Below are 15778 nucleotides of genomic sequence, written 5' to 3'. Positions count from 1 at the left end.
ACCGCGCCTACTTCGGTGCCGTCAGTTGCAACGGTGAAGCTACCTGCATCGACAACTGGCGCTTCGTTTGGTGGCTCAACTGGCTCAGTGACAGCAACCGTGACCGTACCAGTGCCAACTTGACCGGCTTCATCAGTCGCTTCAATCGTCAGCGTAATGGTTTCACCAGCAACCAACTCTGCTGGATCGTTGACCGTCAACGCACCGGTTTCAGTATCGATTACAAACGCATCAACGCCATTGCCGTCAGCATCATTGCCGTCAGTGATTGCAAGTAACAGCAGTCCCTTCTGGATCAGTTGCCGTGACCGCGCCACTTCGGTGCCGTCAGTTGCAACGGTGAAGCTACCTGCATCGACAACTGGCGCTTCGTTTGGTGGCTCAACTGGCTCAGTGACAACCGTGACCGTACCAGTGCCAACGATGCCTTCAGCATCAGTCGCTTCAATCGTCAGCGTAATGGTTTCACCAGCAACCAACTCTGCTGGATCGTTGACCGTCAACGCACCGGTTTCAGTATCGATTACAAACGCATCAACGCCATTGCCGTCAGCATCATTGCCGTCAGTGATTGCATGGTAACAGCAGTCCCTTCTGGATCAGTTGCGTGACCGCGCCTACTTCGGTGCCGTCAGTTGCAACGGTGAAGCTACCTGCATCGACAACTGGCGCTTCGTTTGGTGGCTCAACTGGCTCAGTGACAGCAACCGTGACCGTACCAGTGCCAACTTGACCGGCTTCATCAGTCGCTTCAATCGTCAGCGTAATGGTTTCACCAGCAACCAACTCTGCTGGATCGTTGACCGTCAACGCACCGGTTTCAGTATCGATTACAAACGCATCAACGCCATTGCCGTCAGCATCATTGCCGTCAGGTGATGCATAGTAACAGCAGTCCCTTCTGGATCAGTTGCCGTGACCGCGCCTACTTCGGTGCCGTCAGTTGCAACGGTGAAGCTACCTGCATCGACAACTGGCGCTTCGTTTGGTGGCTCAACTGGCTCAGTGACAGCAACCGTGACCGTACCAGTGCCAACTTGACCGGCTTCATCAGTCGCTTCAACGTCAGCGTAATGGTTTCACCAGCAACCAACTCTGCTGGATCGTTGACCGTCAACGCACCGGTTTCAGTATCGATTACAAACGCATCAACGCCATTGCCGTCAGCATCATTGCCGTCAGTGATTGCATAGGTAACAGCAGTCCCTTCTGGATCAGTTGCTGTGACCGCGCCTACTTCGGTGCCGTCAGTTGCAACGGTGAAGCTACCTGCATCGACAACTGGCGCTTCGTTTGGTGGCTCAACTGGCTCAGTGACAGCAACCGTGACCGTACCAGTGCCAACTTGAGCGGCTTCATCAGTCGCTTCAATCGTCAGCGTAATGGTTTCACCAGCAACCAACTCTGCTGGATCGTTGACCGTCAACGCACCGGTTTCAGTATCGATTACAAACGCATCAATGCCATTGCCGTCAGCATCATTGCCGTCGGTGATCGCGTAAGTAACAGCAGTCCCTTCTGGATCAGTTGCCGTGACCGCGCCTACTTCGGTGCCGTCAGTTGCAACGGTGAAGCTACCTGCATCGACAATTGGCGCTTCGTTTGGTGGCTCAACTGGCTCAGTGACAGCAACCGTGACCGTACCAGTGCCAACTTGACCGGCTTCATCAGTCGCTTCAATCGTCAGCGTAATGGTTTCACCAGCAACCAACTCTGCTGGATCGTTGACCGTCAACGCACCGGTTTCAGTATCGATTACAAACGCATCAACGCCATTGCCGTCAGCATCATTGCCGTCAGTGATTGCATAGGTAACAGCAGTCCCTTCTGGATCAGTTGCCGTGACCGCGCCCACTTCGGTGCCGTCAGTTGCAACGGTGAAGCTACCTGCATCGACAACTGGAGCTTGGTTTGGTGGCTCAACTGGCTCAGTCACTTCAACCGTCACCGTACCCGTGCCAACCATTCCATCTTCATCAGTCGCTTCAATCGTCAGCGTAATGGTTTCACCAGCAACCAACTCTGCTGGATCGTTGACCGTCAACGCGCCGGTTTCAGTATCGATTACAAACGCATCAACGCCATTGCCGTCAGCATCATTGCCGTCAGTGATCGCGTAAGTGACAGCAGTCCCTTCTGGATCAGTTGCCGTGACCGCGCCTACTTCGGTGCCGTCAGTTGCAACGGTGAAGCTACCTGCATCGACAACTGGCGCTTCGTTTGGTGGCTCAACTGGCTCAGTGACAGCAACCGTGACCGTACCAGTGCCAACTTGACCGGCTTCATCAGTCGCTTCAATCGTCAGCGTAATGGTTTCACCAGCAACCAACTCTGCTGGATCGTTGACCGTCAACGCACCGGTTTCAGTATCGATTACAAACGCATCAACGCCATTGCCGTCAGCATCATTGCCGTCAGTGATTGCATAGGTAACAGCAGTCCCTTCTGGATCAGTTGCCGTGACCGCGCCTACTTCGGTGCCGTCAGTTGCAACGGTGAAGCTACCTGCATCGACAATTGGCGCTTGGTTTGGTGGCTCAACTGGCTCAGTCACTTCAACCGTCACCGTACCCGTGCCAACGATTCCGTCAGCATCCGTCGCTTCAACGGTCAGCGTGATGGTTTCACCAGCAACCAACTCTGCTGGATCGTTGACCGTCAACGCACCGGTTTCAGTATCGATTACAAACGCATCAACGCCATTGCCGTCAGCATCATTGCCGTCAGTGATTGCATAGGTAACAGCAGTCCCTTCTGGATCAGTTGCCGTGACCGCGCCTACTTCGGTGCTGTCAGTTGCAACGGTGAAGCTACCTGCATCGACAACTGGCGCTTCGTTTGGTGGCTCAACTGGCTCAGTAACAGCAACCGTGACCGTACCAGTGCCAACTTGACCGGCTTCATCAGTCGCTTCAATCGTCAGCGTAATGGTTTCACCAGCAACCAACTCTGCTGGATCGTTGACCGTCAACGCACCGGTTTCAGTATCGATTACAAACGCATCAATGCCATTGCCGTCAGCATCATTGCCGTCGGTGATCGCGTAAGTAACAGCAGTCCCTTCTGGATCAGTTGCCGTGACCGCGCCCACTTCGGTGCCGTCAGTTGCAACGGTGAAGCTACCTGCATCGACAACTGGCGCTTCGTTTGGTGGCGCCGTGACAGCAACCTTACCGATAAACCAAGCCGCGTCATTGCCGGACGCATCTTGAATCGCGTTGGTGTCATCAGTGGCATTCCGGTCAAGGTAAGATACCGTGACAACTGCGCCAGGAATCACCGCACTCGCCAACGTCAGCACGACTGTGTTATCCACAACAGCTACGTTCGTGACGGAAGTCGTCACCCCGTCAACTTGAACTACAAATAACTTATCAGTCGGCGAGTTTGTCGCATTAAGTGCTTCGTTATAATTCAAGGTCAGGGTTTGATCCGCTGCAACAGCACTTAGAAAAACCGGAGCAACGTCATCTTTTTCTAATGTTGCATTGACGACCGCTCCTTGAATAAGAGTCGCCGCATCATTGCCGGACGCATCTTGAATCGCCTTAGCATCATTACTTTCGGTCGAATCAAAGTAGGAAACCTTAACCGTCTCACCAAAGACAACCGCAGTCGCCAACGTCAAGGTAACGGTCCTAGCAGTGGCATCGACCGTGACAGCAGTCACATCTTTAATGGTGTCATTTGTCTGCACGACAAAAGCACTTGCATCAGGCTTGGTCGCAGCGGCAAGCGCACTGGCATCTGCGTAGGACATTATCAACGTGTTATCTACAACCGTTGCACTGATGAATACTGGAGCATCTTCATCAGCGGGTCCAGTCGTACCCGTTGCGCCAGTCACATCTAAAACTTCAGTGGTAATTGTCTGGGCAGTGTCATCTTCACCAAGAACAATGGCGCCATCGACAATTTTCAGCGCGGTAGGTAAACCTGTGGTGCCAAATTGCACCTGATCACCAACTGCTCCCACTTTCGCTACTGTAATGACGGTGCCAGAGCTTTTGTTTGTAAACAGGACATCATTACCGTCACTGTGTACGGAGTACTCTGATGCGCCACCAATAAATTTGATGATATCAACCGCACCACCAGAGTTAATTTTGACATTTGCGTCAACTGGGACCACAAACGTTTCAAGTTCAGCGGTGCCGTTGATGACGAGCTCGCCCGATAAAACCGGAACGTTAATGGGATTTTTTGCCGCATTACTATCGAGTGTAAGGATGCTTGCCATGAAATATTCTCCAACTGCTGTCTTTGAGGGTGAATCGAGTGACAGGAATGTTTGTAACCAATGGCGTTTTAAGAACCACTAACCAAAAACTAGATTGCCGATGGGAAGAGCATTGAATGAAGCAACGTCGAAAATAAGAGATGTATCCGTTACTGCGCCAAGAAGCGTAATCTGATTGAGGATTCCAGCTTGGTTGTAAGTGATTGTAACGTCACCCGCATCGTTCGTGCCAATGACCCCGTCATCATAATCACTCGCAGTGGCGCCAAAAATGATGATTTCATCGTCTGCCGTGAAATTTAGAAGGGAGACATTGTTAGATGTCGACACCAAATCAGTGAAAATGAAAGCACTTTCACTGGCATCAATCTCCACGGGAACAACAGCTGTTCCTTTACCATCCAAGCTGAAGTTGCTATCAGCGGTATCCGTGCTTGCTGTAATTGGGCTAGGGGTTGGCGTCAACAACTGCTCGCCAAGCATCAACGCTCCGCCCGTGATTTTCAGACTGATAGGGACAGTGTCCAAAAAAGCTATTTCGTCACCAGTTGCACTCAGCGACTTGATTATGACCGTTTCCCCTGTTAGTTGGTGCGTAAAGATAACGTTCGAGCTGGCTTGATAAACGCTGTAATCAGCTTGGTTGCCAAGCAAACGAAATAAATCTTTACTTGCGCCTCCCAAAATAGACGCAGCAGTTCCCGCCTGAATTTCGAAAAAGTCAACTCGTGCCGAACCAACCACATCCCAAAAAAGCGTTCCACTCAGCGGGATAGTTTTACCATTATCTTCTGATGTCAGGATTAATCTTGCCATACGTCTAATCTCCAAAATATTACATGTATAAAAATATTGAAACTAGCACCGCGCTTTTGTGAGATTTTTTAATAAAAACAAGCGTATAAAAATTCTACACTCACAAGTAAACAGCTTGCGTTGTTGTGAACAGAAATAAACCAGTTTTTAGGTGGTGACCTCATCAATAGGGTTGTACAGATTTTTATTCTTTATAGGAGTTACGCAGTTGGATTTCTAAATGCTTGATTTTATTGAAACTGGTTTGTGCGCTGCACAATTGCGTTTTCATAAAAATCAGTAGGTTAAGTTTTCAACTGCGTAACTCCTACTTTAATTACAAAGAATTAAGAAATTCTTACTCTATCGGAGGATCACTAGCCGTTTTTAATCTGTCTTAAGTGGAGACAGCGAACAATTCACTATCTCCACTTTACCTAACAACGGGAGAAACTTTTATTTCCCCCTTAAATCAATTGAAGGTTAGATCACCAACAGGTAAGGCGTTAAAGCTATTTACATCAAAGACTAGTCCTGCGCCCACAGCAACTCCAGTGAGCTCAATCTGATGCACGATGCCATCGAGGTTGTAAAGGATGGTGACATCACCCGCACCATTGGAGCCAATGACGCCATCATCGTAATCTGCCTTCACCGCACCAGTGATTGTGATTGAATCATTCGCACTAAAACCAGTGATGACCACGTTATTACCAACCACCTCAACCGTATCATCGGTGAAGTTGAATGCACTAGTCAGAGCGTCAAGCTCTACCGGAACGGTCGCAGTACCTTGACCGTCTAGGCTTTTTGAAACGACATCGTCCGTGCCTGGATCGGTCGGATCGACGCCACCCGTACCCGCCGCACTCACAGTGAAATTAATCACATCAGTGGAAGTAAAATCACGATGATCAGCATCTTCAAAAGCACCCGCACCAATCGTGATGCAGTATGATCCAATCGCTAAATCGCTGGGTAAATCAACTGTTACTGATAAATCAGAAACAGTGACAGCCTTATCAGTCACAGAAACCGTAGCAACTACATTTTTATCAGAATCACAAACTTGAATGTTTCCAGCAACAGCTGTCACCTTCTCGTTAAAGTTCAATACAAGATTTTGATCAGGGGTGATATTGGTATCTGCAAGACCAGATAAAACGGGGGCGGAATTGTAAAAAGTTCCCAACGACGCCTTGGTAAAACTAAAAAGACCACTCGCATCTTCTGCAGTCAAATCATCAAGAACAGCAGAATAAGAACTGAGAGGGTGGTTCAAAAGGGATTTCAAATCGGTAGCCATGTTTACTTACCCATGTAATGGAGAAAGATCGGTTTATTGAAAGGGTGAAGTGATTTTGGTCAGTAATCCTTCCTCAAATTGAGGAAGGATTAAACACAGACTCAGACTATTAAGCGAAGTTTGCCGCAGTAAATGAGTCTGCCGCCACGTTAGTGACAATGCCAACCAATTCAATACTGTCGAATTGCTGTCCATCAGCATCAGTGTCAGCAGCATTCTCTTGCATCTGGAGAATCGCTGCGTTCACAAGACCGTTGGAACCATCACCGTTATAAACAACCACAGTAATCACTGCGCCATCGGCAGCGGTCTCTCCCATAGAGTCGTTGATAAACGACAGCAAGGTGCCCTCATCTGGTTGTTCACCAGTGTATTGGTACTTGGCAGAGCTGATTTCTAAGATGCTAGCATCAATAGCAAGTTCACCGTTAACAGCATCATTGATAAAGGTGCCATAGGAAGTTGCAACAACAACATTGTTTACCGTAGATGCCATGATGAGCTTATCGCTGGCAATACTGAAGTCGTTGATGGTGACCAAATCAGTATCAGTTTGCGTCACATTTCCCGAATTGGTATTCAGAATCACGACATTATCCGCGCCATCATCAGCGCCCGCGCCGAGATTCGCAACATCATTGCCGCTCAGGGTCACGCGCAGCACATCGCCATTGCCGTCTCCCATATTGACAATGTCATCACCGACAGTGATGTCAACCACATCAGCGCCTGCGCCAGCATCAATCGTATCGTTGCCAGACCATCTACAATGGCATCATCACCCGCACCGGCATTGATTAAATCCGCACCTGTGCCACCAGTAACGAAATCACCTTGTACAGAACCGTCGAAAATCTGTCCAAGATTGCCCAGTTGAACAACGGCAGCCACACTGGCATTCACTTTAAATCCCGCGCCATTGGCGTTAGTGAATCCAAGACCCGTTGCGCCGCCCTTGAGGTTGACGATCTCAGGGGCATCGGCAGTAGGTACTGTAGATTCGTCCACGCTTGCTGCATCATCGAGAATGTTCAGCGTGTCAGTGCCGCCTGCCATATTCACTTTTGAGCCAACCCAATACTCAGCAGTGGTATTCAACACGTCGTCTTGAGCCGTAGCCAGTCCACCTGACAACAAGAATCCGCTCGTGGTATCAAAACCCGCAGCTTGTGCAGTCAAAGTATTGCCTTGCAAATCCTTCACATTGGGCGCAGACACCAGCACATCATTGCGCGGCGTTACAGCGTCTTCTCTGATCAGATCTAAATCTTCAAGCATAGTCTGAGAAACAATTTCTCCACCATTGCCCAAGAAAATTGGATTAACCCCAAGCTCAGTTAACGACTTGACATCAAAACCTGGAATAAACCCAGCGGTTGATTTTGCATCGTTGGTGATATTTAACAAGTCAGAGACATCAATCATTACGGTGTCGCCGGTGCTCAATATCGACTGGTTTGCCGCAGCGATAGTTCCAATTTGGAAGATTGTGTCATCGATATTGGTATTCGTTGCGTCATCCAGCTCCAGTGTGTTCGCCGACAAGAAACTACGGGTCAGCGTGATGCTATAACTGGCTGTTTCCGAATTCTTCGTCAAGATTAAACCGTTGAAATTGGTGATCTGACTTAAATCCTGCGCATCAAGAACGACTTGCTCACCATTGGTGATCACCGTCAGGGTGTCATAGTCTTCTGTGTTGGCCTCGATTCCAGTGCGATTGGCATAGTCAGTGAAGACGCCGCCATCAAGCACTTGCTGCACATTGAAGGTTGCATCGTTGAGGACAAGACGATCACTACCGGAACCACCATGGAAGGTGATGCCGTCAGCAGCCCCCAAGAAGGTCAAATCAACGATGTGTACTGAATTATCTTCATTAGGAGAATGGGTTGCGCCATTAGTATTGTTATCCAGCGCCGTCCGCACAATGCGATCCGTGTGAACGGTAACCCGACCTTCATCAGAACTGCTTACAAATTCAGATGACAGTGTGACGTTGCTGCTGTTCCCGCGCAGATCCAATACATCAATAGCAGTCTTATTGCGGAATTCCGTCTGTGCAACGGTGTAATCACCAAACCCGTTCATGCCTAACAGGATGGTGTCCGAACCTTCTCCACCCGTCAGAACATCATTCTCACCAAAGGTAGAATTAGGCTGTCCATTCACAAAGGCAAACGTATCATCACCAGTGTTACCGGTTGCTGTGACATTACCGTTTTCAAACTCAACGTAGTCATTGGCTGTACCACCGACGAATGTCTTATCAGAAGCAGATTCATCGGTTTTGGCAGCAAAGCGCACAAAAGTATTTGCTGTCATTTCTGACGCATCTACAGTGGTGACCCGCGAACCAACCGACAGTAAATTGGAAGCCGCGCCATCACCAAAACTGTTAAAAATGCCGCCATCGTCACTAGAAATAACGCCACCTTCGGTAGAAGGTGCGCGATAAACACTCGCCCACCGATCAGTTAACCCAGTCCACTCACGAATCATCCATTCATCAGTGACATTTCTGCCTGTTGTTTCAAATGATGCGATAACGTCAGCGCCTTCACCAATTGCGGTTGCACCTTTCAGTACGACTGAAGTCAGAGATTCTTTTGAAAGCAGGTCGGCGCCGTTGTCGTTACGACCTCCGGTGTCGCCATAAGAGATCGAGGCAATCTCAACATTGCTATTGTTCAAAGTGTTCTGTGCAACCTCACCTGACGAGATGATGGTGAGTTGCTCCATCCCCCCTCCAATTGCCAAAACACCATCAATAACATGTTGGGTGGCAGTCACATTGATCAGCTCTACTGTCTGATTGTCAGCAGTTCCATCAATGGTAGCTTGCCGATAAGTCGTGGCAATTGTGCCAGCTGCAGAGCCGTTTTCATTTGCCCAAACCATGTCGGGTGCTACATCACCAACCGCAACTGGTACAACGTTTTGTACTACCAGCGTCTCAGTGTTTGTGATCTGGTCATACACCAATTTATTGACGCTGGTGACCTCGTAAGAACCTTGGTTTACGTTCATGTCGAACGCAACCTCTTGATTGGTCAAGTTAGTACCAATCTGTAACGTCTCAATGTTTTTAACCGTCGCACCGCCGAGATATTGTGTGCCGGTCATATTAACGACCAACTTATCTGCGTCGCTCGCGCCGCCGTCAAGAATGTCTGAAGAATTCAGAGTTGTTTGATCCTGTGCGCCCTCAATTTGACCGGCAACACCACGAATCACATCAGCGCCTGCGTTACCAGCAGCAGACTGTTCAGGGAACAAATCCTGAGCAACTGTCAACGTGAAGGTTTGACCTTGTGTAGGATCAGGATTCTCAGCGATTCCATTAGCACGACCTTCGATAGCACCATAAAGAACATAGTGCTCATAACCGCTATTCAAATCTCCAGCGTCAACAGCAGCCTTAACATCTTCATTTGCTGCGAGATAGTTGGCTTCGTTAAAGGTGTCAGCACCGGGGGAACGTCCTTCACGTGCGCCATTTAGTTCAAAATGCGACAGAAAACTGCTGAAAATGCCACTCGCAACCGCTGGCACGACATCCTGATTTACCGCCATATAACCGGCTGGATTGAAATATGGGTTTGGCTGACGCCCCTCCAGTTCGCCGTACTTGACGTAATGTTCCTCAGCAGTCATCAGACCGTCGCGCACCGCTGCGAACACGTCAGGATTTTGGGTCAAATAAAAATTTTCTTGGAAAGTCTGAAGAGCCATGATTAGGATTCCTTAAGGGTTGGGTGACAAAAGACAGAAACCTTGAAACCGGATTAGTTGGTGCGTTTGGACGCTACCAGCAACCAGGATCGTGCACAAGCGTAAGTATAGGGAAAACACTCAGGCGCAAGCATGATGGGGTGTTTTAGTGCCTCTAACTGTGATCGACAGCTTTTCGCTGCCTGAACATGCCATAACACTGGCAAACACCGCCGAGTTCAGCTTGTGGTATAAATCACTACATTTCGGGGCGTGCCTGAGTTATATTTTACCCATGTGTTGCCAGAACGCAAGTTTTGTGTGGCGAATGATGGCAATTCCGCAAAACGCGCTTGCATAATTTGACAATCTAAGTATCTGGTCATTAGGAGCGGCGTGATACCGGATTGAAACGAAACAGAACTGACACCAAATATCTTAACATTGCAGATTAAGATTGTCAGGATATATCAGGAAATTTCAAGGCTTTTTGACATTTCCCAGCGCCATTTTAGACCAGCAAACACCTGTTGCAAAATCCACAAATATCCTGCTGCATACCACTGTCCGATGATTACAATGCCGCAAACAGTTGGTTTTGATAGGATGATTCTCTCGCCGGGCGCACTCTGCGACCCACTGTGATCCACCATTTTGGTAATTCTCTTGTGAATAAGCATTCCCGTCCTCCCGTTGATGAATTGCGTGCCGTCTTACAAGCCAGCCGCAATTCATTTTTATTTACCGGATTTTTCAGTGCATTTATTAACATGTTGCTGCTCGTTCCATCGCTTTACATGTTGCAGGTCTATGATCGCGTTCTCGCCAGCGGCAGTGAAATGACGCTGCTCGTATTAACGCTTTTAGTTGTCGGTTTGTACGTCGTCATGGGTGCACTGGAATTGGTGCGCTCGCGGATTCTAGTGCGGGTCAGCGCCCGGCTCGATATGGCACTAAATACCCGCTTATTCGCTGCAATGTTTGATGCCAATTTGCGTGGCGGCGGCAATACCGGAACCCAGCCCATTCAAGACCTGACTTCATTACGACAATTTCTCACCGGCAATGGCTTATTCGGTTTTTTTGATGCCCCATGGATTCCACTCTACATGCTGGTGTTATTTTTAATGCACCCATTGATTGGTTGGTTCGCAGTTGTTGGTGCATTAATTTTGATTGCATTAGCAGTTGCCAATGAACTCACCACCAGAAAACCCCTCGCACAAGCCAATAGCCAAGCAGCAGCGAGTAATAATTACTTACAAGGTAATTTGCGCAATGCAGAAGCGTTGGAATCCATGGGCATGTTGCAAAATGTCCACAAACGCTGGCTGACGCGACATGTAGAAATGCTCAAACTGCAAGCCCTCGCCAGCGACCGCGCTGGCTTGCTCATTAACGCCAGTAAAACCATTCGCATCACGCTGCAATCGCTCATTCTCGGCGTTGGCGCTTATCTCGCCATTCAACAAATCGTTACGCCCGGCATCATGATCGCCGGTTCAATTCTGATGGGACGAGCACTTGCGCCAATCGACATGCTGATTGGTTCGTGGAAAGGCTTTTTAACTGCGCGTACTTCTTACAGCCGATTACAGGCACTGCTGCAATCCATTCCGGCGCGTCCAGTCAATATGCGCTTGCCTTCGCCCATTGGTCAGATCAGTTTTCAGGATGTTGTCGCTGCGCCACCGGGATCAACGACTGCCGTGCTGAAACGTATCAGTTTTGACGTTGCGCCCGGCGAAGTCGTCGGCGTGATTGGACCGAGTGCTGCGGGAAAATCAACGCTGGCGCGAGTGATGCTTGGCGTGTGGCCAACTGCCGCTGGCGCAGTGCGGCTTGACGGCGCAGAAATCAGCCGCTGGAACCGCGAAGATTTAGGTCCACACATCGGCTATCTACCTCAAGATATTGAACTTTTTGATGGCACGGTCGGCGAAAATATCGCCCGTTTCGGCACGGTAGACCCAGAGCAAGTGGTGAAAGCTGCGCAACGCGCCGGAGTCCACGAAATGATTTTAGGTTTATCAAAAGGTTATGACACGCCGGTCGGCGTCGGTGGCGCAGTGCTCTCCGGCGGACAGCGCCAGCGTCTCGGTTTGGCGCGAGCGATGTATGGACAACCAGTGCTGGTCGTGCTCGACGAACCAAATTCCAACCTTGATGAACAGGGCGAAGCCGCATTGGTACGGGCAATTGCGCAATTAAAAGCCGATGGCTCAACGGTATTCATTATTACCCATCGCCCCAGCGTACTGAATGGCGTGGACAAAATTTTAGTGTTGCGCGAAGGAATGCTGCATCTCTTCGCACCCCGCGATCAGGTGCTATCGCAGTTTGCCAAGCCCAGCATCGTTAGTCAGACAAACACGCCAGCAACCAATATGGCTGTCGGATAGCGCCAGCGCTCTTCGTGAACCCAATTTGCTGTTATTAGAGAGAAATTGCTTTGGATATCAATGTTATTCCCAAAACGCTGGAGCCAACTCCAGATACGCTCAGTTTGCGTACCAGCGACGGTCCAGAACGCACACTAGGGCTATTGATTTTGCTCGCAGGTGTCGGCGGCTTTGGCGTGTGGGCTGCCTTTGCACCTATTGATAGCGCAACGGTCGCGCCCGGCGTGGTGACAGTCGAATCGTCGCGCAAAACGGTACAACACATGGAAGGCGGCATCGTGAGCGAGATAATGGTGCGTGAAGGCGATACCGTGCAAAAAGGTCAGGTGCTGTTGCGGATTGATGACACTGAGTCACGGGCGCAACTAGAAATTGCTCGCGGTAAATTTCTGGCGCGACGAGCGGAAGAAGCGCGGTTAATTGCCGAACGTGACAACGCAGACAAAGTGGTTTTTCCAGCAGATTTACTGGAAGCCAAAAATGATCCGCGTGTTGAAGAAGCGATGATGGGTCAGCAACGCATGTTTCAAGCACGTCATCAGGCCAACGCCGGTGAAGTTGATGTGTTGCAACAACGAATTGGTCAACTTCAGGAACAGATTCGTGGTTTAACTGGATTGGTCAGCAGTAAAGAAAAACGTATTGGTCTTTATCAGGAAGAAATCGCCGGTTTGCAGAAGCTGATTGAAAAGGGATTGGGTGAAAAAAGTCGTTTGCGCGAATGGGAACGATTAGCCGCAGAAATCGACGGCGAGCGTGTTGAACATCTATCTGCCATTGCTGCAACACAAGTACAAATTGGCGAAACCAAATTGCAAATTGCGCAAGTGCGGCGCGTATTCACCAGCGATGTAGTCGAACAACTGCGAGCAGTACAAACTGACCTTTCTGATTTACGGGAACGGATGCGAGCATTAGAAAAAGCACTGGAACGCACTGCCGTAATGGCTCCTTCAGCAGGTTCAATTGTAGGAATGCGCATTCATACAATCGGTGGTGTCTTACGCTCCGGCGATCCAATTCTCGACATCATTCCCGAAGGTGAACCGCTCATTGTGGAAGCGCGGGTGCAACCCACAGACATTGATCAAGTTATTCCGGGCTTGACCGCAGAAATTCGCTTTTCAGCATTCAATTCACGGACAACGCCAACAGTATTCGGTACAGTATTAACTATTTCCGGCGACCGCTTAACCGATCCCAGTACTGGAGCGCCCTATTATCTAGCGCGGATTCAAGTCACACCGGAAGGCATGAATACGTTACGCGGATTAATCTTACTGCCCGGAATGCCCGCAGACGTGATGATTAAAACTGGTGAACGCACCTTCTTTGAATATCTCATTAAACCAATCACAGATAGATTGATATTGGGATTAAAAGAAGAATAACGCCACTCAATTGTAGTGCAGACGGAGTTAGAAATGACCACGCAAGCGTTACTGGAAGCAGCTATTGCTGCGCACACCGCCGGTCACTGGGAAGTTGCAACGGCAGGTTATCAGGCGGTATTAAATGCTGATCCAAATCACGCGGCAGCGCATCATGGTTTGGGTGTATTAATCATCGAACGTGGTCAATTCGATCTCGGTCTAACGCATTTGCAGCAAGCATTGGAAATCGCCCCAGATGTTGGTCTGTATTGGCAAGCCTTCGCTGAAGGTTTGTTATTAGATGGTCGCGCTGCTGATGCGTTAACTGTAATTGAACAAGCACAAGCGAACGGATTGGAAACTATAGCGGCGGCAGAGTTAAAAGCGCGTTTAGTGCAAATGATAACGCCTTCGCTGTACGCATCTATCGACGCACAAGAACCGACAGTAACTGAGATTGATGCGTTATTCACTCGATTTGAACAGGGTCAAAATGAAGCAGCGCAACAATTGGCGCAAACGTTAACAGAACGTTATCCAAATCATCCTTTAGGTTGGAAAATGTTGGGAACAGTGTTGGCGCAATGCCAACGCAATCAAGAGGCTGTCACGGCATTAGAAAAGGCACTGCAATTAAAATCAGATGACGCAGAATGCTTGAATACTTTAGGCGTGGCGTTTGAAGATTTGGCACAATTAGACAAAGCACTAATTTGTTATGCCTTTGCTGCTAAATGCGCACCGCATTTTGTGGCTGCGTTTTATAACCTTGCAAAACTATCCCGCAGCTTAGGACAAGCAGACGACGCAAAGTTATATTGCCAACGCGCACTGGCGATTGATGCAAAACACGTTAAATCTTATCTCGTTCTTGGTGCAATTTTACGCGACGAACAGAAGTTTGAAAAAGCAATTGACTGTTATCAACAAGCACTTACATTACAGCCAAATAACGCAGAGATTTTCAGCAGTCTTGGTAATACACAACTCGCTTTTAGTCAATTGAATAGTGCGCTTATTTCGCAACAACGTGCGGTACAGATTCAGCCCGACCATCCCGAGATTCTATCTAATCTTGGCAACGCATTTCAGCGTCTCGGGCGTTTAGATGAATCAGCGGCGATGTATAAAAAAGCATTAGACCTTTGCAGCAGTAATCGCCAAACAGAGCGCAAGCAAATTGCATCTCAACTTTTAACCGTAATATTGCAATCAAACGACCCTGAAATGCTTGCAATTCGTGGTAATACCAATCGAGCGTTCAATCGCTTAGATGATGCGATTAGTGATTATAAACAAGCATTGGCGATTAACGCACCGAGGAAAATTTATAGCTCCTTACTCTTTTCTCTAAACTACCACCCTGATCAATCGGCAGAAGAAATTTTCTCTGTTTATCAAGAATTCAATCAGCGGGTCGCTGAACCATTACATTGTAATTGGCAACTACACACCAATGATCGTGCTCTTAAACGACAATTAAAAATTGGATACGTTTCGCCAGATTTTCGAGCGCATTCCACTCTGTATTTTTTAGAGCCGCTATTGGCGCAGCACGATAAAACACAATTTGAAGTGACAGCTTATGCCGAATTAACCAACGAAGATGTCATTACAGAACGTTATCGTCAATATGTTGATCATTGGGTATCCACACGAAATTTAACTGATGCAGAGCTTGCAGCGCGTATTCGTGCCGATCAAATTGATATTTTGGTTGATCTTGCAGGTCATACTTCAAATAATCGTCTCAGTGTTTTTGCATATCGTCCCGCACCTATTGCAGTTTCTTGGCTTGGTTATGCGTACACCACTGGTTTAACGGCAATTGATTATTTTTTAACTGATGAAATAATGACACCAGCAGGCAGTGAATATCTGTTTTCTGAAATGCCGTGGCGCATTGCAACGCCGGCTTATGTTTACCGACCAAATTGTGGAATGGGTG

Annotated in this window: 10 protein-coding genes; 3 read left to right on the top strand and 7 right to left on the bottom strand. The window is 48.5% G+C overall.

The genetic code is table 11. The features are described 5' to 3' along the window. From CXB77_RS00050 to CXB77_RS00020, 7 genes are all read right to left on the bottom strand, one after another. The coding region (locus tag CXB77_RS00050) for a cadherin repeat domain-containing protein (protein WP_146108616.1) at positions 1-503 on the bottom strand (503 nt) is incomplete at its 3' end. A 61-nt stretch (positions 504-564) separates the two neighbouring features. Continuing rightward, positions 565-810, bottom strand: coding sequence for a hypothetical protein (locus CXB77_RS00045; protein ID WP_105072314.1), 246 nt, complete (start codon positions 808-810; stop codon positions 565-567). 115 nt (positions 811-925) lie between these two features. After that, the gene (locus CXB77_RS00040) at positions 926-4240 is read right to left on the bottom strand and encodes a cadherin domain-containing protein (protein WP_105072313.1); all 3315 of its coding nucleotides are present in this window, start codon (positions 4238-4240) and stop codon (positions 926-928) included. A 78-nt stretch (positions 4241-4318) separates the two neighbouring features. Next, positions 4319-5056 (bottom strand): hypothetical protein, encoded by a 738-nt coding sequence (locus tag CXB77_RS00035; RefSeq protein ID WP_146108615.1) that lies wholly within the window; start codon positions 5054-5056, stop codon positions 4319-4321. A gap of 451 nt (positions 5057-5507) precedes the next feature. Beyond that, positions 5508-6341 carry an Ig-like domain-containing protein gene (locus CXB77_RS00030; protein WP_105072311.1) on the bottom strand — a complete coding sequence of 278 codons (834 nt, stop codon included), beginning with the start codon at positions 6339-6341 and terminating at the stop codon, positions 5508-5510. A 109-nt stretch (positions 6342-6450) separates the two neighbouring features. Continuing rightward, entirely contained in the window at positions 6451-7062 is a 612-nt protein-coding gene (locus tag CXB77_RS00025) for a hypothetical protein (RefSeq protein WP_146108614.1), read from the bottom strand. Continuing rightward, on the bottom strand, positions 6993-10076 hold the full coding sequence (locus CXB77_RS00020) for a hypothetical protein (protein WP_105072309.1): 3084 nt from the start codon (positions 10074-10076) through the stop codon (positions 6993-6995). The genes CXB77_RS00025 and CXB77_RS00020 overlap by 70 nt, the downstream gene beginning before the upstream one ends. Positions 10077-10723: 647 nt before the next feature. Here CXB77_RS00020 and CXB77_RS00015 point away from each other — a divergent pair. From CXB77_RS00015 to CXB77_RS00005, 3 genes are all read left to right on the top strand, one after another. After that, positions 10724-12457: a type I secretion system permease/ATPase gene (locus CXB77_RS00015; RefSeq protein ID WP_105072308.1), complete on the top strand. Its 1734-nt coding sequence runs from the start codon at positions 10724-10726 to the stop codon at positions 12455-12457. Between the two features lie 50 nt (positions 12458-12507). Next, on the top strand, positions 12508-13848 hold the full coding sequence (locus tag CXB77_RS00010) for an HlyD family type I secretion periplasmic adaptor subunit (RefSeq protein ID WP_105072307.1): 1341 nt from the start codon (positions 12508-12510) through the stop codon (positions 13846-13848). A 33-nt stretch (positions 13849-13881) separates the two neighbouring features. Next, positions 13882-15778, top strand: a 1897-nt coding sequence (locus tag CXB77_RS00005) for a tetratricopeptide repeat protein (RefSeq protein WP_105072306.1), incomplete at its 3' end; no start/stop codon positions are given.

It is taken from the genome of Chromatium okenii (assembly GCF_002958735.1).
Classification (GTDB): domain Bacteria; phylum Pseudomonadota; class Gammaproteobacteria; order Chromatiales; family Chromatiaceae; genus Chromatium; species Chromatium okenii_A.
The sequence above is the reverse complement of the archived record's forward strand: the minus strand, read 5'-3'. Positions and strand labels throughout refer to the sequence as shown.

Coding starts and splice junctions, on each gene's coding strand:
- CXB77_RS00040 (WP_105072313.1), bottom strand. CDS start 4,240: ATGGCAAGCATCCTTACACTCGATAGTAATGCGGCAAAAAATCCCATT.
- CXB77_RS00035 (WP_146108615.1), bottom strand. CDS start 5,056: ATGGCAAGATTAATCCTGACATCAGAAGATAATGGTAAAACTATCCCG.
- CXB77_RS00030 (WP_105072311.1), bottom strand. CDS start 6,341: ATGGCTACCGATTTGAAATCCCTTTTGAACCACCCTCTCAGTTCTTAT.
- CXB77_RS00020 (WP_105072309.1), bottom strand. CDS start 10,076: ATGGCTCTTCAGACTTTCCAAGAAAATTTTTATTTGACCCAAAATCCT.